15 protein-coding genes are annotated in these 19,070 nt (G+C 63.4%); 7 read left to right on the top strand and 8 right to left on the bottom strand.

Features of this window, described 5'->3' with window-relative positions; translation table 11 throughout:
- Positions 1–170: 170 nt before the first annotated feature.
- Positions 171–1,052, top strand: a complete 882-nt coding sequence (locus tag CAG11_RS24880) for a LysR substrate-binding domain-containing protein (RefSeq protein WP_085598467.1) — start codon at positions 171–173, stop codon at positions 1,050–1,052.
- Between the two features lie 105 nt (positions 1,053–1,157).
- Here the strand turns inward: CAG11_RS24880 and CAG11_RS24875 are convergent, their stop codons facing one another.
- The gene (locus CAG11_RS24875; RefSeq protein ID WP_085598465.1) at positions 1,158–2,024 is read right to left on the bottom strand and encodes a LysR substrate-binding domain-containing protein; all 867 of its coding nucleotides are present in this window, start codon (positions 2,022–2,024) and stop codon (positions 1,158–1,160) included.
- A 289-nt stretch (positions 2,025–2,313) separates the two neighbouring features.
- On the opposite strand from CAG11_RS24875, the gene CAG11_RS24870 reads away from it, so the two are divergent.
- The 3 genes from CAG11_RS24870 to CAG11_RS24860 all read left to right on the top strand — a co-directional run bounded on the left by CAG11_RS24870 (position 2,314) and on the right by CAG11_RS24860 (position 5,061).
- The gene (locus CAG11_RS24870; protein WP_085598463.1) at positions 2,314–3,423 is read left to right on the top strand and encodes a 2-aminoethylphosphonate--pyruvate transaminase; all 1,110 of its coding nucleotides are present in this window, start codon (positions 2,314–2,316) and stop codon (positions 3,421–3,423) included.
- A 62-nt stretch (positions 3,424–3,485) separates the two neighbouring features.
- Positions 3,486–4,313: a phosphonoacetaldehyde hydrolase gene (phnX, locus tag CAG11_RS24865; RefSeq protein ID WP_085598461.1), complete on the top strand. Its 828-nt coding sequence runs from the start codon at positions 3,486–3,488 to the stop codon at positions 4,311–4,313.
- A 193-nt stretch (positions 4,314–4,506) separates the two neighbouring features.
- A complete protein-coding gene (locus CAG11_RS24860) occupies positions 4,507–5,061 on the top strand; it encodes a cytochrome b (RefSeq protein ID WP_085598635.1) in 555 nt (184 codons plus the stop codon).
- On the opposite strand, the gene CAG11_RS24855 is transcribed toward CAG11_RS24860, so the two are convergent.
- Together CAG11_RS24855 and CAG11_RS24850 are read right to left on the bottom strand one after the other, a co-directional pair.
- Positions 5,052–5,981: a 1-aminocyclopropane-1-carboxylate deaminase/D-cysteine desulfhydrase gene (locus CAG11_RS24855; protein ID WP_085598459.1), complete on the bottom strand. Its 930-nt coding sequence runs from the start codon at positions 5,979–5,981 to the stop codon at positions 5,052–5,054. The two genes, CAG11_RS24860 and CAG11_RS24855, sit on opposite strands and share 10 nt — an antisense overlap.
- A 106-nt stretch (positions 5,982–6,087) precedes the next feature.
- On the bottom strand, positions 6,088–8,127 hold the full coding sequence (locus tag CAG11_RS24850; protein ID WP_085598457.1) for an FAD-dependent oxidoreductase: 2,040 nt from the start codon (positions 8,125–8,127) through the stop codon (positions 6,088–6,090).
- 210 nt (positions 8,128–8,337) lie between these two features.
- On the opposite strand from CAG11_RS24850, the gene CAG11_RS24845 reads away from it, so the two are divergent.
- Together CAG11_RS24845 and CAG11_RS24840 are read left to right on the top strand one after the other, a co-directional pair.
- Positions 8,338–9,456, top strand: a complete 1,119-nt coding sequence (locus CAG11_RS24845; RefSeq protein WP_085598455.1) for a carbon-nitrogen hydrolase family protein — start codon at positions 8,338–8,340, stop codon at positions 9,454–9,456.
- 4 nt (positions 9,457–9,460) lie between these two features.
- Positions 9,461–10,501: an AraC family transcriptional regulator gene (locus tag CAG11_RS24840; protein WP_085598453.1), complete on the top strand. Its 1,041-nt coding sequence runs from the start codon at positions 9,461–9,463 to the stop codon at positions 10,499–10,501.
- 376 nt (positions 10,502–10,877) lie between these two features.
- On the opposite strand, the gene CAG11_RS24830 is transcribed toward CAG11_RS24840, so the two are convergent.
- Together CAG11_RS24830 and CAG11_RS24825 are read right to left on the bottom strand one after the other, a co-directional pair.
- Entirely contained in the window at positions 10,878–11,732 is an 855-nt protein-coding gene (locus CAG11_RS24830) for a DUF2242 domain-containing protein (RefSeq protein ID WP_085598449.1), read from the bottom strand.
- 92 nt (positions 11,733–11,824) lie between these two features.
- Positions 11,825–12,724 carry a LysR family transcriptional regulator gene (locus CAG11_RS24825; protein ID WP_085598447.1) on the bottom strand — a complete coding sequence of 300 codons (900 nt, stop codon included), beginning with the start codon at positions 12,722–12,724 and terminating at the stop codon, positions 11,825–11,827.
- A gap of 113 nt (positions 12,725–12,837) precedes the next feature.
- Here CAG11_RS24825 and CAG11_RS24820 point away from each other — a divergent pair, with 113 nt between their 5' ends.
- Positions 12,838–14,043: an MFS transporter gene (locus CAG11_RS24820; protein ID WP_085598445.1), complete on the top strand. Its 1,206-nt coding sequence runs from the start codon at positions 12,838–12,840 to the stop codon at positions 14,041–14,043.
- An 81-nt stretch (positions 14,044–14,124) separates the two neighbouring features.
- Here CAG11_RS24820 and CAG11_RS24815 read toward each other — a convergent pair whose 3' ends face one another.
- The 3 genes from CAG11_RS24815 to lon all read right to left on the bottom strand — a co-directional run bounded on the left by CAG11_RS24815 (position 14,125) and on the right by lon (position 19,038).
- Entirely contained in the window at positions 14,125–15,996 is a 1,872-nt protein-coding gene (locus tag CAG11_RS24815; protein WP_085598443.1) for a SurA N-terminal domain-containing protein, read from the bottom strand.
- A gap of 224 nt (positions 15,997–16,220) precedes the next feature.
- On the bottom strand, positions 16,221–16,493 hold the full coding sequence (locus tag CAG11_RS24810; RefSeq protein WP_022639715.1) for an HU family DNA-binding protein: 273 nt from the start codon (positions 16,491–16,493) through the stop codon (positions 16,221–16,223).
- 148 nt (positions 16,494–16,641) lie between these two features.
- Positions 16,642–19,038 carry an endopeptidase La gene (lon, locus tag CAG11_RS24805; RefSeq protein WP_085598441.1) on the bottom strand — a complete coding sequence of 799 codons (2,397 nt, stop codon included), beginning with the start codon at positions 19,036–19,038 and terminating at the stop codon, positions 16,642–16,644.
- Positions 19,039–19,070 lie beyond the last annotated feature (32 nt).

The raw sequence follows: 19,070 nt of genomic DNA, 5'->3' as shown, positions 1-19,070 counted from the left end.
CTGTTGCGCTCCCGGGCGGGAGGCTGCGATCGCACGCACAGGCCCCAGGACCCGGGGGCGATCGACCGACCGGTCACCGGGCCTTGAAAGATGGAAGCAATTAGCAATTAATAAATGAAATCGATTTATCGTATTTCAAATATAAGCCCAGCTTGTAAGAGGTCGTCGTCATGTCGGTTTCCCATGCGCAGTTGAAAGCCTTCCATGCCGTGGCCGTGCACGGCAGCTTCACCCGGGCCGCCGAGCGCCTGTACCTGACCCAACCGGCCGTCTCGGACCAGGTGCGCAAGCTGGAGGAGCGTTTTGGCGTCCTGCTGTTCCATCGCAACAAGCGCTCGGTGCAGCTCACCGACCTGGGGCAGCGGTTACTGGCCATCACCCAGCGCCTGTTCGTCGCGGAAGCGGAAGCCAAGGAACTGTTGCAGGACTCCCAGGCCCTGCAGACCGGCAGCCTGGTGCTGGCGGTGGATGCGCCAGTGCACGTGCTGGCGCAGGTCGCCCGCTTCTGCCAGTTGTACCCGGGGATCAACGTGCGCATCGAGACCGGCAACACCGACGAATCCCTGCTGCGCCTGTTCAGCTACCAGGCCGACCTGGCCCTGCTGGGACGCGAGGTGGACGACGAGCGCCTGTGGTCGCTGACCCTGTGCAATGACCCGATGGTGGCGTTCGTCTCGCGCAATCATCCCTGGGCCGAGCGCCAGTCCATCTGCCTGGCCGACCTCGACGATACGCCCATGGTGCTGCGGGAAACCGGCTCGGTGACGCGCCAGATCGTGGAGGCGGAAATGCACCGTGCCGGGCTGCGGATCCGCCCGGCGATCCAGGTCGAAGGCCGGGAAGCGGCGCGCGAGGCGGTGGTGGCGGGTATCGGCGTGGGTGTGGTGTCGGCGGCGGAATTCGGTGCCGACTCGCGGATCTGTGCCCTGCCTATCGTCGACTGCCAGCAGCGCATGACCGAGACCCTGGTGTGCCTGCGCGAACAGCGTTCGCGGCGGATCGTCGCCACCTTCCTCGACCTGGTGCTCGACAACCAACAGTCCCACCCGTAGCCGCTGCCGAGCCACGGCGAGGCTGCGCGAAGGTCCGCAAGGCCTTGCCCTGGAACCCTCCAGCGCCGCGTCTGCTACACAGCCGTACACAGCCTGCGCCAGCGGCTACCGGGCTTGCGGGGCCAGACCGATGAAGGCCTGGATCAGCCGCAGCTCCCGGCGCCGCTCCAGGCAGCCGATCATGTGCTGGTTGACCAGGCCCGCGCCACGAATCGGTACCACCCGCACCCGTGGGTCGTGGCCCACTTCCAGCGAACTGACGATCCCGACCCCCAGGTGCGCGGCCACCGCCTCGGTCACCGCCTCACGACTGTCCAGCTCCAGCAGCACCCGGGGCTGCACCTTGGCCAGGGTGCACGCCTCGTCGAAGGTGCGGCGGGTGATGGAGCTGGGCTCGCGCAGCACCATGATCACCTGGTCCAGCTGCTCGATGGCGATGCCTTCGGCCAGCTCCAGCCACTCATGGCCCTGGGGCACCAGGGCGCACATCCGCGACTGCCCGAGGCTTTGCAGGTGCAGGCCCTTGCGCTCCTCGACCTCGGTCAGCACCGCCACGTCGGCATGCTCCGAGAGCAACGCGGCCAGGGTCTCCTGAGCGTTACCCAGGCGCAGGTTGACGGTCACCCCCGGATAACGCTCGCGCAGGCGGGCCAGCATCGGCATGACCACGTGCGGGCCGTCCGCCGCCACTTCCAGGCGCCCGGTCAGCAACTGGCGATTGGCCTCGAGCATGGCCTGGGCTTCTTCGGCGAGGCCGAACATGGCGCGGGTGATGGCCGCCAGCTTGGTGCCCTCCTCGGTCAGCTCCACCCGTCGGGCAGTACGCCGCAGCAGGGTGATCTGGTAGTGCTCCTCCAGGGCCTTGATGTGCCCGGTGACCGCCGGTTGGCTGATGAACAGGCGTCCGGCAGCCCGAGTGAAGCTGCCTTCACGGGCCACGGCATCGAACGCACGCAGTTGGAACAAATTCATATCTATCGGCCTCACTTATGGCAGGCATAACAACAAACAATTTGATTGATGGTAAGGCAAATTGCAATTTAGTCGCCGTAGCTAGGGTCTGTTGCCATTTCGCCGCGACCGCGCCGGAGCCAGTTTTAGCGCGGGGCTAGGCAAGAGACGCGAGGTTTGGCCGTCCAAATGAGCCGTCGAGTAACGACGCGCCGCGCTAAAACCGGCCCGTCCCTTCGGGTTGCGCGGCAACGTGGTTTGCGTCGAAACGGCAACAGACCCTAACTCCCATCATCTTCGAGGACACAGCATGAGCATCGCCGAGCCAATCCTGCTTACCCCTGGCCCACTGACCACTTCCGCCCGTACTCGCCGGGCGATGCTGGTGGACTGGGGCTCCTGGGATGAACGGTTCAACCAGCTGACCGCCAGCCTGTGCACGCAATTGCTGGCCATCGTCAACGGCGCCGACAGCCATCATTGCGTACCCCTGCAGGGCAGCGGCACCTTCGCCGTGGAAGCCGCCATCGGCACCCTGGTGCCGCGGGACGGCAAGGTCCTGGTGCTGATCAATGGCGCCTACGGCAAGCGCCTGGCGAAGATCTGCGAAGTGCTCGGCCGTGACTTCAGTACCTTCGAAACCGCCGAGGACGAGCCCACTACCGCCGCCGATGTCGAGCGCCTGCTGCTGGCCGACCCGTCCATCAGCCACGTGGCGCTGATCCACTGCGAGACCAGCACCGGCATCCTCAATCCGCTGCCGGAGATCGCCCAGGTGGTCGCCCGCCACGGCAAGCGCCTGATCATCGACGCCATGAGTTCCTTCGGCGCCTTGCCCATCGATGCCCGCGAGATCGCCTTCGATGCGCTGATCGCCGCGTCCGGCAAGTGCCTGGAAGGCGTGCCTGGCATGGGCTTCGTCTTCGCTCGCAAGGAGTCCCTGGCCCAGGCGGCGGGCAACGCCCATTCCCTGGCCATGGACCTGCACGACCAGCACGCCTACATGGCCAAGACCGGCCAGTGGCGTTTCACCCCGCCGACCCACGTGGTGGCTGCGCTACACGAAGCCTTGCTGCAATACAACGAGGAAGGCGGCCTGCCGGCACGCCTGGCACGCTACAGCGACAACTGCCAGGCCCTGTTGCAAGGCATGGGCGAGTTGGGCCTGCGCAGCTTCCTGCCAGCGGCGATCCAGGCGCCGATCATCGTTACCTTCCACGCCCCACAAGACCCGCGCTACCAGTTCAAGGACTTCTACGAACGGGTCAAGGCCAAGGGTTTCATCCTCTACCCGGGCAAGCTGACCCAGGTCGAGACCTTCCGCGTCGGCTGCATCGGCCACGTCGACCGAGCCGGCATGCAGGCCGCGGTCGCTGCCGTGGCCCAGGTGCTGCGGGAAATGGAAGTACTGGATATCTGATCGCCCCATCACCGTGCCCGCCGGGCACGGCCGTCCTCGCCTCTTGTACAGGTCCTTGAACGATGAACTACACCAACCCCAACCAGCTGCAAGCCGCGATCCTCGATTGGGCCGGCACCGTGGTCGATTTCGGCTCCTTCGCCCCGACCCAGATCTTCGTCGAGGCCTTCGCCGAGTTCGATGTAGAGGTCTCCATCGAAGAAGCCCGCGGCCCGATGGGCATGGGCAAGTGGGACCATATCCGCACCCTGTGCGACCTGCCGCAAGTGGCCGAGCGCTACCGCAAGGCTTTCGGCCGCACCCCGACCGATGCCGACGTCACCGCCATCTACGAGCGCTTCATGCCGCTGCAGATCGAGAAGATCGCCGAGCACTCGGCCCTGATCCCCGGGGCTTTGGAGGTGATTGCCAAGCTGCGTGAGCAAGGCATCAAGATCGGCTCCTGCTCCGGTTATCCGAAGCTGGTGATGGACCGGGTGGTGGCCCTGGCCGCGACCAACGGCTATGTCGCCGACCACGTGGTAGCCACCGACGAAGTGCCCAACGGCCGCCCCTGGCCGGCCCAGGCCCTGGCCAACGTGATCGCCCTGGGCATCGACGATGTCGCCGCCTGCGTGAAGATCGACGACACCGTGCCGGGGATTCTCGAAGGCCGCCGCGCCGGGATGTGGACCGTGGCCCTGACCTGCTCGGGCAACGCCCTGGGCCTGAGCTACGAGGGCTACCGCGCCTTGGCCAGCGATACCCTGGCCAGCGAGCGCCAGCGTATCCACAAGCTGTTCGAGCCATCGCGCCCGCACTACATGATCGACACTATCGCCGACCTGCCCCAGGTGATCGCCGATATCAACCAGCGCCTGGCCCGGGGAGAAATGCCCCAGGGACAATAAGCCCTTCGATCAAGAACGACAGGACGGCGACTTTCACCAGTCGCCGTTTTTTTTCATCGACGTGAGACCAGAACCACCCACAAGCGACGAAAGCCCCCGGTGCGCCAGGCAAACCTAAAAAAAGCGGCTTACAGTTAAAGCACTCCGTCGCTCAAGAACGGAGGCTTCAGACCTGATGACCGAGGAAGCCCCCATGCCGTGGAAAAACACCGAGGCGCGCTATAGCACCATGACGATCGCCCTGCACTGGCTGATGCTGGTGCTGCTGGCCGTGGTCTACGCCTGTATCGAATTTCGCGGCATCTTCCCCAAGGGCAGCGGTGGCCGCACCCTGATCACCGAAGCCCACTTCATGCTCGGCCTGACGGTGTTCGTACTGGTCTGGCTGCGGTTGTTCGCCCGGGCCCAGGGCGTGGCGCCAAGGATCCAGCCCACGCCACCGCAGTGGCAGAGGCTGCTGGCGACGCTGATGCACTGGGCGCTGTACCTGTTCATGATCGCCATGCCGCTGCTGGGCTGGCTGACCACCAGTGCCAAGGGGCACCAGGTGATGTTCTACGGCCTGGACCTGCCGTTGCTGCTGCACGAGGACAAAGCCCTGGCCAAACAGCTCCAGGGCTGGCACGAGTTGCTGGGCACCCTGGGCTACTGGCTGATCGGCCTGCATGCCCTGGCCGGGCTCTATCACCACTATGTGATGCGCGACAACACCCTGCAGCGGATGTGGCGCCAGCGCGGTCAGGCCTGACCGGCGAAGCCGCGGCGCCCCTGCAACCCTCCGCTGTGGACGAAGATCAATCGACAACCCGGGGCGAAGCGCCCGGCCCGGACCTGCTCGTACAGGGCCAGCAGGGCCTTGCCGGTGTACAGCGGCTCCAGCGGCAGGCCGCTGGCCTTTTCGGTCTGCTCGATGAATGCCTCCAGCTCCCGGTCCACCTTGGCGAAGCCGCCACGGCTGGCGTCCAGCAAGGCATAACCTTCGAGCGCCCTGCCGGCTTCCCCCAGGATACCGGCGACTTGCTGCGGCACTCCGTGGTCCATCGGCACCGCCAGGGCACCATGCACCGGGTGCGTCCCGGCCTCGGCCAGCACCAGTCCGGCCAGCGTGGTACCCGTACCGGCGGCCAGCCACCAACCGTGGTAATCGCTCCAGCCCAGGGCCGGCAGTTGCGAGCGCACCTGCTCCAGCAGCGGCACGCAGCCCAATGCACCGGCCAGGCCGCCACCGCCCTCGGGTACCGGGTACAGGTCGGGGTACTGGGCCTGCCAGGGTGTCCAGAAGCCCGGTTGGTGGCGCGCCCGGTAGCCGCCGTAGCCAAGCCAGTGCAGTTGCATGCCGAAGCGCTCCAGGTCGAGCACGGTGGGTGTGTCCTGGCGCTGCCCGCGCAGCAGCCCGACCGTGGCGAAGGCGAAACGCTGGCCAGCGGCGGCCAGGGCATGCAGGTGATTGGAATGGGCGCCGCCGAGGCTGATGATGCCCTGCGCGCCCTGGCGGCGCGCCGCCTGCAGGTGGTGGTTGAGCTTGAACCACTTGTTGCCGCTGATCAGCGGGTCGATCAGGTCCAGGCGCAGTACTGCCACCTCGACCCCGGCCTGGTGCAGCCACTCCAGCTCCAGCCGCTGTAGCGGCGCCTGGGGCAAATGAGCGAAGGACTCGGCAAGGGACATCGCTGGCAACTCGGCAGACAGGGGGCGCGCATTCTAGCAACCCTGGACAAGATCGCCGTGCCCCAGCGACACAAGCTTCGTGTAGCCGCTGCCGAGGCCGGAGGGATCAGAGTTCGGCAGCCAGGCGCGAACCCTGGTTGATGGCGCGCTTGGCATCCAGCTCGGCCGCCACGTCGGCGCCACCGATCAGGTGCACGTTCTGCCCGGCGGCCACCAGGCCATCGTGCAGTTCGCGCAGCGGGTCCTGGCCGGCGCAAATCACCACGTTGTCCACCGGCAGCACCTGGGGCTCGCCCGCTTCGCCGATGCGGATATGCAGGCCGGCGTCATCGATCTTCAGGTACTCGACGCTGTTGAGCATCTGCACCTGCTTGTTCTTCAAGCCAGTGCGATGGATCCAGCCGGTGGTCTTGCCCAGGCCGTCGCCGACCTTGCTCTTCTTGCGCTGCAGCAGGAACACCTGGCGCGCCGGCGCATGGGGTTCGGCCTTGATCCCGACGATGCCACCGCGAGCCTGCAAGTGGGTGTCGATGCCCCACTCCTTCCAGAACGCCTCGCGATCCTGGCTGGTAGCCACGCCCTGGTGCACGAGGAACTCGGAGACGTCGAAGCCGATGCCGCCAGCACCGATCACCGCCACCTTCTGCCCCACCGGCTTGCGCTCGAGCAGCACGTCCAGGTAGCTCAGGACCTTGGCGTGTTCCACCCCGGGAATCGCCGGCACCCGTGGCGCGATACCGGTGGCGAGGATGATTTCATCGAACCCGCCGGCGACCAGTTGCTCGACATCCACCCTTGTATCCAGGCACAGCTCGACGTGGCTGGTCTGCAGCTTGCGCTTGAAGTAGCGCAGGGTCTCGTAGAACTCTTCCTTGCCCGGCACGCGCTTGGCGATATTGAACTGGCCACCGATCTCGCTGGCCGAATCGAACAGGGTCACCTGGTGCCCACGCTCGGCGGCCACGGTGGCGGCGGACAGACCGGCCGGGCCGGCACCGACCACGGCGATCTTCTTGATCTGCTGGACCGGCAGGTAGTTCAGCTCGGTTTCGTGGCAGGCACGGGGGTTGACCAGGCAGCTGGTCAGCTTGCCGCCGAAGGTGTGGTCCAGGCACGCCTGGTTGCAGCCAATGCAGGTGTTGATCTCGTCGGCGCGGCCGGCGGCGGCCTTGTTGACGAAGTCCGGATCGGCCAGGAACGGCCGGGCCATGGACACCATGTCGGCATCGCCCTCGGCCAGGATCTGCTCGGCCACTTCCGGGGTATTGATGCGGTTGGTGGTGATCAGCGGGATCCCCACCGAACCCCGCAGCTTGGCCGTGACCTTGCTGAACGCGGCGCGCGGCACCTTGGTGGCGATGGTCGGGATGCGCGCTTCGTGCCAGCCGATGCCGGTGTTGATGATGGTGGCGCCGGCCTTTTCGATGGCCTGGGCCAGTTGCACGATCTCTTCCCAGGTGCTGCCGCCTTCCACCAGGTCGAGCATCGACAAGCGGAAGATGATGATGAAGTTCGGGCCTACCGCCTCACGCACCCGACGCACGATCTCCAGCGGCAGGCGCATGCGGTTCTCGTAGCTGCCGCCCCAGCGGTCGGTACGGTGGTTGGTATGGGCGGCGAGGAACTGGTTGATGAAGTAACCCTCGGACCCCATGATCTCGACGCCGTCGTATTCGGCCTTCTGGGCCAGGGTCGAGCAGGTGACGAAGTCGCGGATCTGCTTCTCGATTCCCTCCTCGTCCAGCTCCTTGGGCTTGAACGGGTTGATCGGCGCCTGGATGGCGCTCGGCGCGACCTGCTTGGGGCTGTAGGCGTAACGCCCGGCGTGCAGAATCTGCATGCAGATCTTGCCACCGGCCTCGTGCACCGCGCGGGTGACGATCAGGTGCTTCTGCGCCTCTTCTTCGGTAGTCAGCTTGGCCGCTCCGGAATACACCCCACCTTCATCGTTGGGGCCGATGCCGCCGGTGACCATCAGGCCCACGCCGCCACGGGCGCGCTCGGCAAAATACGCCGCCATGCGCTCGAAGCCGCCAGGCTTTTCTTCCAGGCCGGTGTGCATGGAGCCCATCAGGGTCCGGTTGCGCAGGGTGGTGAACCCCAGGTCGAGGGGGGCCAGCAAATGCGGGTACGGGGCAGCAGCCATGGCGTCACTCCAGATCGGGCTATCACGGTAGGTGCGGAAGCTCTGCGGCTTCCGTCGGTAGTGCGGCACAGACTAAAAGCACACCCGCTGTAGGCTCAATGACCGTAACTGACAAGTTATTGATCCAAACGTACAGCGGCCCTTGGCAAGCGCCGGTCGCCGCCCTACCCTAGGCGACGAATCCTGCACACGGTTGTCGACTGTTTTCCCATGCGCAAACTTCTGTACATCATCCTCGCCCTGGCCCTGGTCGCCGCCATCAGCAGCTATGGAGCCTGGACCTGCGACCGCCCGGGGGCGCACTACCTGTCGGACCTGCGCATCACGCTGGCGGTGGACCATGGCGTGCCCGCCGACCACGGCAACCTGCTGGCGATCCAGCCGGAGCTGTTTCCCACTGACTACCAGAGCAGCGCGCGCCTGCACCGTAAGCTCGCGGCTTACCTGCAGCAGGCTCGTGAGCGCGGCCTGGTGAATGCCAAGACCATCGTCGTGCTGCCGGAACATATCGGTACCTGGCTGATGGTCAGTGGCGAGAAGAACGAGTTGTACCAGGCCACCACCTTGAAGGAAGCCATGAACTGGCTGGCGGTGAGCAACCCGCTGCTGTTCGTCAAGGCCCTGGCTGCCGCCAAGGGCACCAGCCGGCTGGACGACGCCCACCTGCGGATGAAAGCCCAGCAGATGGCCAGGGATTACCAGGAGCTCTTTGGCGGCCTGGCCCGGGAATTCCAGGTGACCCTGGTGGCCGGCTCCATCGTGCTTCCCGACCCCAGCGTCAACCAGGGCAGCCTGCAGGTGGGTACTGGCGCCCTGTACAACAGCGCCCTGGTGTTCGGCAGCGATGGCCAGCCCATTGGCCAGCCGCAGCGCCAGATCTATCCCAGCCTCTCCGAGAGCGGCTATATCCAGGGCGATGCCGAGGCAGCGCCGCAGGTCTTCGAAACCCCGGCCGGACGTCTCGGGGTACTGATCGGCAGCGATAGCTGGTATCCGCAGAACTACCGCAAGCTCGACGCACAGCAGGCACAGCTGGTGGCTGTACCGGCCTTCATCATGGGCAAGGGCCACTGGGAGCAGCCTTGGCGCGGCGACCACAGCGCAGCCCTCGAAGCCCTCGCGCCGAATACCAGCGAGGGCACTGCCTGGCAGCACCTGACCCTCACCAGCCGTACCTCCCGGAGCCTGGCCAGCGGCGGTGCCAGCGTATTCCTGCGTGGCCAGTTCTGGGACCTGGGCACCAGTGGCCAGAGCTTCCTGAGCAGCGCTGGCCAGACCTTCGCCGACGATGGCAGCCGTGGCGCCCGTCTGCTGAATCTCTGGCTGTAGATCCTTGAGAAGCGCACCGATGCGCCTGGGCGACCTGTCGGTGGGTTTCGTCCATAGCCTGGCGGATGCGGTCCGCAGCCATGGCCAGGACCCTGTTCCCCTGCTGGAGCAGTACGGATTGGACAGCGCGCGCCTGGCCGAAGCCGGGGCGCGCCTGTCGATCCCGCGCTACATGCGCCTGGGCCACGGGGCGATCCAGCTCACCGGCGATCCGGCCCTGGGGCTGCGCATGGGCCGCCTCAGCCGCCTGAGCCAGGCGGGCCTGGCCGGTGTCACCGCCGCCCAGGCGCCCACCGTGCGTGAAGCGGCACGCTGCCTGACGCGCTTCGAAGCCCTGTACGGCTCCAACTATCGCGGTCAATCGAGCTTCTGCGAGGACGCCGACGGCGCCTGGCTGCGCTTCTACTCCATCAGCCCATACAACGCCTACAACCGTTTCGTGGTGGACTCGATCATCTCCGGCTGGTTGCAGCAGTTGTCCAACCTGGCCGGGCAAGCGCTGCATGCGCAACGGATCGACATCGAGTTCCAACAGCCCGACTACCACGAAGCCTATGCCCTGCTCGGCCCTGCTACGGTGCACTTCGGCGCCGAGCACAACCAACTGCGCCTGGACCAGGCCAGCCTGGCCCTGCGCAACCCCGAGCACTGCCCGAGTACCTGGCGCCACCTGCTGCTGTTGTGCGAAAGGGAACTGGAGCAACTGACCCGCACCCGCAGCCTGCGCGAACGCATCATTCAGTTGCTCGGACCTTTGCTCAACGGTGGCCGGGAGCCGGACCTGGAGGAAGTGGCGGCGCGCCTGAAGCTGCCGACCTGGACCTTGCGCCGCAAGCTGGCCGAGGAAGGTACGCAGTTCCGGGCGATTCTCAACGACACCCGGCGCGACCTGGCCATGACTTACATCCGCGACACCGAACTGGCGTTCGGCGAGATTGCCTATCTGTTGGGGTTCGCCTCAGCCGAGGCATTTCAGCGGGCCTTCAAGCGCTGGAACGGCCAGACTCCGGGGGAGTTTCGTCGCAGCCACCGCCAGTTCGGCTAAAAAAAAGCCACCGGCTTTACAGCTCGGTGGCATCGTCTGCTGGCTCTAGAGGATCCAGCTCAAAAGCCTGGTACTCCAGCAGTTCCTCTTGATACTCGTCCATGCGGACTCCTTTGCACGTGGGTTCAATGCCCTGGATCACCGTCGGGACCAGCATAAGTTGCCGGTATGACAGAAAAAATACTACCCCCTCGGTCAACTTTTCTGCCATTGAAACGTAACGGCAGGTAAGAAATTTACCGAAAATCCGTACAAGGGTTTCAGGACGAGTGACGGCGTACGCAGTAACGCGCGACAAGACAGGGAAGCAATAACTCGGAAGGAGTTGCCCAGGTGCGGCCCAGACGACGCCGGGCAACACCTTTGCACTATGGCCTCAGCGGCTGCTGCCAGGCAGGGCCTGGATCGGCTCGCTCGGTGGCGGCAGGGTACTGGCTGGTGGCGGGGTGATGGTTTCACCCGCCGGAGCTGGCTCACTGACGGGTGCCGGTACTATGGGCGCGGCCTCCACCGGTGGCGCCAGCGGCTGGGAAGCCGCCGGCTCGACAGCCGGGGCTGCCGGTGGTGCCGGTGCCGCCGCGGCAGGCTGCGGAGCGGTTTGCGGCTTGGGTTCTGGCTGGGAATCGGCTGGGTTGTCCGGCTTGCTCTCCGGAACCCCCAGGTCGGCCTTGGGTTTTTCCTCGATGTGCGCTGCGGCCTTGGCCTCCTGGGGCAGGAACAGCTCCAGCAAGGCGAAGTAGCGCTCATAGAACTTGGCGGAAGACACGGTCTCGCTGGCCACCTTGACCATCGAGTCGTCGGTGGAGCCGATGGGCATCGACACCGAGCCCAGTACCCCTACCCCGAGGCTCGCCGAGTTGTTCAGCTTCTTCAGGGCGTAGCGGTCCTGCAGGGCATTGGCGAATACCGTCGAGCGATGTCCTGCGGTACCGTCCTTGGCGCAAACCACGTTGAAGCTGATTTCCAGATGGGTCTCGCCGGTCTGCTGGAAACTCTTGTGGCCACTGACCAGCTTCGGATCGTTGCTGGTGATGATGTAGCCCTGGCTGAGCAACGCACGTCGCGCGGCTTCGCAGGAGGCGGCATCGCTGACGGGGTAATTACGCGAAAAGGTGCCGGAATCGTCGAAGCTTTCATGCTCGTAGATGGCGGTCTTGTTCGATGAACAACCGGCGACTGCGGACAACAGCAACACTCCGGCTGCAACGCGCAGGTGAAATGATCTAAACATCGAAAATCCTGAGGAAAACGCTTCGGCGCGTATTGTGCTACAGATCAGCATCGCGCAGTTCGGCTAATTGATGGCGTTGATCTCACGCAAGGTTACTGACCACCGTTTACCGGAAAAAGTCGTTCGCTCAAATGTTCGATCAGTACTCGCAGCTTGGCAGCGGCATGCCGGCTCGACGGCCACAGCAACCAGAAGGTGCCGTTGAATTCCAGGTATTCGTCGAGTACCGCCTGCAGCTCTTGGCGCTCGATGGCGGACCGCACCATGAAGTCCGGCAAGCAGGCAATGCCCAGGCCGCTGCGGGCTGCTTGCTCCAGTGCTTCGGTGGAGCTGCTGGTCAAGCGAGTCGGCAACAGCGGTTCAGGCTGGTGGAGCCGAGGCTTGAATGGCCAGGCCTCAAGCTTGCCGGTGTGATGGAAGATGTGCCGCAGGCAGGCGTGCTCATGCAGCTCCTGGGGCGACTGGGGCAGCCCGCGGGCCTGGAAGTAGCCGGGGCTGCCCACCAACACCATGCGGAAACGCCCCACCTGACGGGCCAACAAGCGTGAATCCTTGGGGTTGCCGGTGCGTACCACCAGATCGAAGCCCTCTTCCACTACGTCCACCATACGGTCGGACAGGTCGACATCCAGCTCGATCTGCGGATAGCGCAACATGAACTCCGCCAGCACCGGCATCAACAGGCTATGGGCCTGGGGCGCGCTGATCCGCAGTTTGCCCACGGGGGCACTGGCCGAATCGCATAACTGGAATTGCGCCAGCTCGACCTCGGCGGCAATCCGGCGGCAACGCTCAAGGAGCCCCGCCCCTTCGGCGGTAAGGCTGATACTGCGGGTGGTGCGATGAAAGAGGCGGGTTTCCAGCCGCTCCTCCAAGCGCGCAATGCTTTTGCCCACGGCCGAGGACGACACCCCCAGGAGGCGCCCGGCCTCGGTGAAGCTGCGAGTCTCCGCCACCTGCATGAACACCGGGATACTGCCCAACCAATCCATTGTCGACTCCGGAATTAAGGACTTGTATGTCCGATAAGTTCGGAACCTTAGCCTATTTTTCCCTGATAGACAGCGCCCTACCCTGTATCTCCCTTTTCACCATGGAGCCTTCCATGAATCACCCAGTCGATGCCTGCGAGCTGCTGCCCCCTGTCACTGAAACGTCTGAACGCCTTCCCGTCGGCGGCCTTCTGGCCCTGGCGAGCGCAGGCTTCATCACCCTGTTGACCGAAGCCATGCCGGCCGGATTACTGCCACAAATGAGCCAGGGCCTTGAGGTTTCGCCGCCTCTGATCGGGCAACTGGTCACCCTGTATGCCTTGGGTTCGCTACTGGCGGCAATTCCCCTGGTGACCCTGACTCAAAGTTGGCGACGGCGCCCCCTGTTGCTGATCGCCATTGGCGGGTTCGCCATCGTCAACAGCATCACCGCTCTTTCCAGCGACTACAGCCTGACCCTGGTCGCCCGATTCTGCGCTGGGGTCTTCGCCGGTTTGCTCTGGGCCCTGCTCGCCGGCTACGCCAGCCGCATGGTGGCGCCTCACTTGCAGGGACGGGCGATCGCCATGGCCATGCTCGGTGCGCCTGTCGCGTTGTCCATCGGTATTCCGGCGGGGACCTTGCTCGGCAACATGGTGGGTTGGCGCATGAGTTTCGCCATCATGACGCTACTGACCCTGGGGTTGGTCGTCTGGGTACTCCGGCAGGTGCCGGACTTCCCGGGGCTACGCCCCCAGAAACGCCTTCCCCTGCGTCGGGTCCTGGCATTACCGGGCGTCAGGCCGGTGTTGTTCGTGACCTTCACCTATGTGTTGGGCCACAACATTCTCTACACCTACATTGCGCCCTTTCTTGAACCCGTCGGCCTTGGCGGACAGATCGAACGTGTGCTGCTGGTATTCGGCCTGGCCGCCCTGCTGAGTATCTGGGCGATCGGGTTGCTGATCGATCGCTGGCTAAGGGCACTGGTGCTGGTCAGTTGCCTGCTGTTCATCGCCTCGACCCTGCTGCTGGGGCTGCTTCCCCAGGGACCGACGACGATCTATGCCGCCACGGTGATCTGGGGGCTTTCGTTCGGAGGTATTCCCACCCTGTTGCAGACCGCACTGGCCAAATCTGCTGGCGAACATGCCGACACCGCGCAATCGATGCTGGTGACCTTGTGGAACCTGGCGATCGCCGGGGGCGGCCTGGGCGGCGCAATGCTGCTCCAGGGGCCGGGGGTGACCAGCTTTCCCTGGGTGATCGGCGGCCTGCTGCTGATGGCCCTGCTGGTAGCGATTGGAGCGAAGCAACAAGGGTTTGCGGTTTACCGCTAACCGCTCACGGATAGGGATCAGCCCCGCAAAAAAAGACCCCGGCTTTTAGGCCGGGGTCTTTTCAACACAGGGAAACAGGCATCAGTAACGCTTGATATCCGCCTGGTTTTCCAACTGCTTGCGATAGGCCGCAAAGTCTTGCTGGCCTACGCGCGAGGCCAGGAAGCGGCGGTACTGGGCCTTCTCTTCCTCGGTCGGCGCCGCGGCTTCATTGACCGCGTTGAGCTGCAGCACCAGCAGGTTGCCGTTAGGCAGGGTCACGCTGGTGAAGCTCGGCTTGTCCTTGGACTCAGGCTTGCTCATGCGGAACAGTGCCTGCAGCACGGTCGGATCGATACCTTCCTGGCCACGGGTAACGGCTTTCGCCACTTTCCAGTCCTGGCCGTCCACCGGCTTGCTCAGCGCAACCTTGCCATCACGCAGGCTGGCGATCAGTTCTTCAGCCTTGGTCTTGGCCGCAGCACTGGCGTGCTCCTTGGCCAATTGCGTGCGAATGGAACTGGCTACGCTGTCCAGGGGCAGTTGCTCGGGCTTGCGGTGCTCCTTGGCACGCAGTACCACGACGGTTTCCGGATCCAATTCGATGGCACCGCTGTTGGCACCCTCGTCGAGGACTTCGGTACTGAAAGCCGCCTGGATCACCGCGCGGTTGGCCGCAATACCGTCGCCACCCTCACGGCCGAACGGCGCGGAGGTATGCACGGTGAGCTTCAAGTCCTGGGCCGGCTGGGCCAGGTCGGAGGCTTCGAACGACGAGTCTTCCAGCTGCTTGGTGGCATCCACGAAACGCTGTTCGACCTGTTGCGCCTTCAGCTCGCGGGTCAACTTGTCCTTGAGGCTGGCGAAGCTTGGCACTTCAGGCGCTTCGACACCGAGCAGCTTGATCAGGTGGAAACCGAAATCACTGCGTACCGGGGCGGAGACCTGGTCCTTGTTCAGCGCATACAGCGCTTTCTCGAAGGCTGGATCGTAGACACCGGGGCCTGCGTAACCCAAGTCACCGCCGTTGTTGGCCGAACCTGGATCCTGGGAGAACTCCTTGGCCAGCGCCTCGAACTTCTCGCCCTTGGCCAGGCGAGCCTGGATGTCTTCGATCTTGGCCTTGGCCTGGGCTTCATCGACCTTGTCGTTGACTTCGATCAGGATGTGCGCGGCACGGCGCTGCTCGGCCAGGTTTCCGATCTCTTTCTGATAGAGCGCTTGCAGGTCTTCGTCCTTGACGCTGACCTGGTCGAAGAACGCGGCTTTCTTCAGCTCGATGTAGTCGATCACCACTTGGTCAGGAGTCATGAACTCCTTGGCGTGCTGGTCGTAATAGGCCTTGACCTCGTCATCGGTCAGCTTGATGGCTGCCGGATCGGCCTTGACGGTGAGGGAAGCGAAGTCGCGGGTCTGCTTTTCCAGACGGGCGAAAGCCAGCACCTGGGCGTCGGTGACGAAACCGCTGCCAGCCAGGCCGGCGCGGATCTGGCCAATGAGCATTTCCTGGCTGAGCATCTGCCGGAACTGCATGCGGCTGTAGCCCAACTGGCGAATGACCTGGTCGAAACGCTCGGGGCTGAACTTGCCTTCAACCTGGAATTCCGGCGTTTGCAGGATCACCTGGTCCAGGGCACCTTCGGAGAAGGCGAACTTGGAGTCCTGGGCACCTTGCAGCAGCAACTTGCGGTCGATCAACCCTTTCAGGGCCGCTTCACGCAGCATCTTCTCGTCGAGCAGGGAGGCATCGAAGTCCTTGCCCAATTGCTGCATCAGCTGGCGGCGTTGCATGTCGACGGCCTGGCTCAACTCGTTCTGAGTGATCTCCTCGCCGTTGACCTTGGCCGCATCCTGTTTATGGCTAGTCGCGTTGAAAATGGCATCGAAACCGGTCAACGCCATCAACGCGACGATGACCCCGATGATGGTTTTGGCAATCCAGCCTTGTGAATTGTCCCTGATATTCTGCAGCATGCGTCCCCCAGAAACGGCTGTACTTCTGTTCAAGCAACCGTGGAGCGTGGGTAGAGTCCGGATAGAAGAAAGGCGCATCCGAGGATGCGCCTTCTCGTAACTGGCGGAGCGGACAAGAGCTGAACCTGCGACTCTCGACGTGAACCGGTAGCACCGGTCGACTGGCGCCCCGCTGCCAGATCAGGCATGACCCCGACCCGGATGGGCAAAGGCCCTGAAGAAACTTAGTTGACCGCTTCTTTCAGAGCTTTACCGGCTTTGAAACCTGGCTTTTTAGCAGCAGCGATTTCCAGAGTCTTGCCGGTCTGTGGGTTACGACCAACACGAGCTGGACGATCAGTTACCGAGAAAGTACCGAAACCAACCAGCACAACAGAGTCACCGGCCTTCAGAGCGCCAGTAACGGATTCGATCACTGCATCCAGCGCACGGCCAGCAGCAGCTTTCGGGAGATCAGCAGATGCAGCGATAGCATCAATCAGTTCCGACTTGTTCACTCTAAGTCCCCTTATATATCTATGAGTATGATTCTAAGTTTTTTGGTGAAAGCAAAAACGAGTGCTGAATGGCCTACAGGCATTTAAGAGCCGCTTTATAACAAGGGCTCTAAAAAGCTGTCAAGGAAGCCCCCCAGGCTAATGCGTACTAATGCGTGCTAATTCTTTCCTTAGAGTCAGACTCGCGTTTTTCGTCCTTTGCAACTATCTCGGGAGCCACATCCGGCAAGGGCTCCGGCGCGTATTGCAGCGCAATTTGCAGGACTTCGTCAATCCATTTAACTGGTTTGATCTGCAGATCCTGCTTGATATTGTCAGGAATTTCTTTCAAATCGCGAACGTTCTCTTCAGGGATGATCACGGTCTTGATTCCGCCCCGATGAGCCGCCAGTAGTTTCTCTTTCAAACCACCGATAGCCAATACCTGACCACGCAGAGTGATCTCACCGGTCATCGCTACATCGGCTCGTACCGGAATGCCGGTCAGGGCCGAAACCAGTGCCGTGCACATGCCGATGCCCGCGCTTGGACCGTCTTTCGGGGTTGCGCCTTCGGGCATGTGGATATGGGTGTCGCGCTTCTCGTGGAAATCCAGCGGAATGCCCAGGCTCTTGGCGCGGCTGCGCACTACGGTCTGCGCTGCAGTGATCGATTCGACCATGACATCGCCCAGGGAACCGGTCTTGATCAGTTGCCCCTTGCCTGGCACCACGGCCGCCTCGATGGTCAACAGCTCACCACCCACCTGGGTCCACGCCAGGCCGGTCACCTGGCCGATCTGGTCCTGCTGCTCGGCCAGGCCGTAGCGGAATTTGCGCACGCCGAGGAAATGCTCCAGCAGGTCGGAAGCGACCTTCACCGAGAAGCGTTTTTCCATCGCGTGTTCCTTCACCGCCTTGCGGCAGACCTTGGCGATCTGGCGCTCCAGGCCGCGCACACCGGCTTCGCGGGTGTAGTAGCGGATGATGTCGCGGATCGCCGCCGGATCGAATTCCAGCTCGCCCTTCTTCAGGCCGTTGGCCTGGATCTGCTTGGGCGCAAGGTACTTGACCGCGATGTTGATCTTCTCGTCCTCGGTGTAGCCGGGCAGGCGAATCACTTCCATCCGATCCAGCAGGGCCGGTGGAATGTTCATCGAGTTGGAGGTGCAGAGGAACATCACATCGGACAGGTCGTAGTCGACCTCCAGGTAGTGATCGTTGAAATTGTGGTTCTGTTCGGGGTCCAGTACCTCGAGCAGTGCCGACGCAGGATCGCCGCGCATGTCGCTACCCATCTTGTCGATTTCATCGAGCAGGAACAGTGGGTTGCGCACGCCAACCTTGGTCATCTTTTGAATCAATCTTCCCGGCATCGAACCGATGTAGGTCCGACGATGCCCACGAATTTCCGCTTCGTCACGCACACCACCCAGGGCCATGCGCACGAACTTGCGGTTGGTGGCGTTGGCGATCGATTCCGCCAGGGAGGTCTTGCCGACCCCGGGCGGGCCCACCAGGCACAGTACCGGGCCACGAATCTTCTTCACGCGCTTCTGCACGGCGAGGTATTCGAGGATCCGTTCCTTGACCTCTTCCAGGCCGTAGTGGTCGGCATCGAGGATGTCCTCGGCACGCGCCAGGTCCAGGCGCACCTTGCTCTGGGCCTTCCACGGCACCTGCACCAGCCAGTCGATGTAGGAGCGAACCACAGTGGCCTCGGCGGACATCGGCGACATCTGCTTGAGCTTGTTCAGCTCCGCCTGGGCCTTGGCCATGGCGTCCTTCGGCAGTCCGGCGGCATCGATGCGCTTCTTCAGCTCTTCGATTTCGTTGTGGCCTTCGTCACCGTCGCCCAGCTCTTTCTGAATGGCCTTCATCTGCTCATTCAGGTAGTACTCGCGCTGGCTGCGCTCCATCTGCTTCTTGACGCGGCCACGGATGCGCTTTTCCACTTGCAGCAGATCGATCTCGGCATCCAGCAGGGCCAGGACATGCTCGACCCGTGCGGACAGGTCGATGATCTCGAGGATTTCCTGCTTCTGCTCGATCTTCAGCGCCATGTGTGCCGCCATGGTATCCACCAGGCGGCTGGGCTCATCGATACTGTTGAGGGAAGAAAGAACCTCGGCAGGTACCTTCTTGCCCAGCTGTACATATTGCTCGAACTGGGACAGCAAGCTGCGGACGAAAACTTCCGACTCGCGGTCGGGGGCTTCGACCTCATCAATCAGGGCGACTTCGGCACGGCAGTGGCCGTCCACTTCGCTGAAGCGTTCGACAGCGCCGCGCTGCTCACCCTCGACCAGCACCTTGACGGTGCCATCGGGCAATTTGAGCAACTGCAGCACAGTCGCAATGGTACCTACGCGATAGAGCGCATCCTCACCGGGATCGTCATCAGCAGGGTTTCTCTGTGCCAGCAGCAGAATCTGCTTGTCGCCCGTCATCGCTGCCTCGAGGGCTTCGATCGACTTCTCGCGCCCCACGAACAGCGGGATAACCATGTGCGGATAAACCACGACATCACGCAATGGCAGGAGAGGCAATTCGATGGTTGTCTTCATGATTTCGCCTCTACGGCGGCCATACGGCCGTA

The organism is Pseudomonas sp. B6(2017) (assembly GCF_002112765.1).
Lineage (GTDB): Bacteria > Pseudomonadota > Gammaproteobacteria > Pseudomonadales > Pseudomonadaceae > Aquipseudomonas > Aquipseudomonas piscis.
Note: the sequence above shows the minus strand (reverse complement) of the source record. Positions and strands in the feature narration are given on the sequence as shown.

Bases quoted from the DNA above. Each gene is read 5' to 3' on its own strand.
- CAG11_RS24880 (WP_085598467.1), top strand. From the start codon at position 171: ATGTCGGTTTCCCATGCGCAGTTGAAAGCCTTCCATGCCGTGGCCGTG.
- CAG11_RS24875 (WP_085598465.1), bottom strand. From the start codon at position 2,024: ATGAATTTGTTCCAACTGCGTGCGTTCGATGCCGTGGCCCGTGAAGGC.
- CAG11_RS24870 (WP_085598463.1), top strand. From the start codon at position 2,314: ATGAGCATCGCCGAGCCAATCCTGCTTACCCCTGGCCCACTGACCACT.
- phnX (WP_085598461.1), top strand. From the start codon at position 3,486: ATGAACTACACCAACCCCAACCAGCTGCAAGCCGCGATCCTCGATTGG.
- CAG11_RS24860 (WP_085598635.1), top strand. From the start codon at position 4,507: ATGCCGTGGAAAAACACCGAGGCGCGCTATAGCACCATGACGATCGCC.
- CAG11_RS24855 (WP_085598459.1), bottom strand. From the start codon at position 5,981: ATGTCCCTTGCCGAGTCCTTCGCTCATTTGCCCCAGGCGCCGCTACAG.
- CAG11_RS24850 (WP_085598457.1), bottom strand. From the start codon at position 8,127: ATGGCTGCTGCCCCGTACCCGCATTTGCTGGCCCCCCTCGACCTGGGG.
- CAG11_RS24845 (WP_085598455.1), top strand. From the start codon at position 8,338: ATGCGCAAACTTCTGTACATCATCCTCGCCCTGGCCCTGGTCGCCGCC.
- CAG11_RS24830 (WP_085598449.1), bottom strand. From the start codon at position 11,732: ATGTTTAGATCATTTCACCTGCGCGTTGCAGCCGGAGTGTTGCTGTTG.
- CAG11_RS24825 (WP_085598447.1), bottom strand. From the start codon at position 12,724: ATGGATTGGTTGGGCAGTATCCCGGTGTTCATGCAGGTGGCGGAGACT.
- CAG11_RS24820 (WP_085598445.1), top strand. From the start codon at position 12,838: ATGAATCACCCAGTCGATGCCTGCGAGCTGCTGCCCCCTGTCACTGAA.
- CAG11_RS24815 (WP_085598443.1), bottom strand. From the start codon at position 15,996: ATGCTGCAGAATATCAGGGACAATTCACAAGGCTGGATTGCCAAAACC.
- lon (WP_085598441.1), bottom strand. From the start codon at position 19,038: ATGAAGACAACCATCGAATTGCCTCTCCTGCCATTGCGTGATGTCGTG.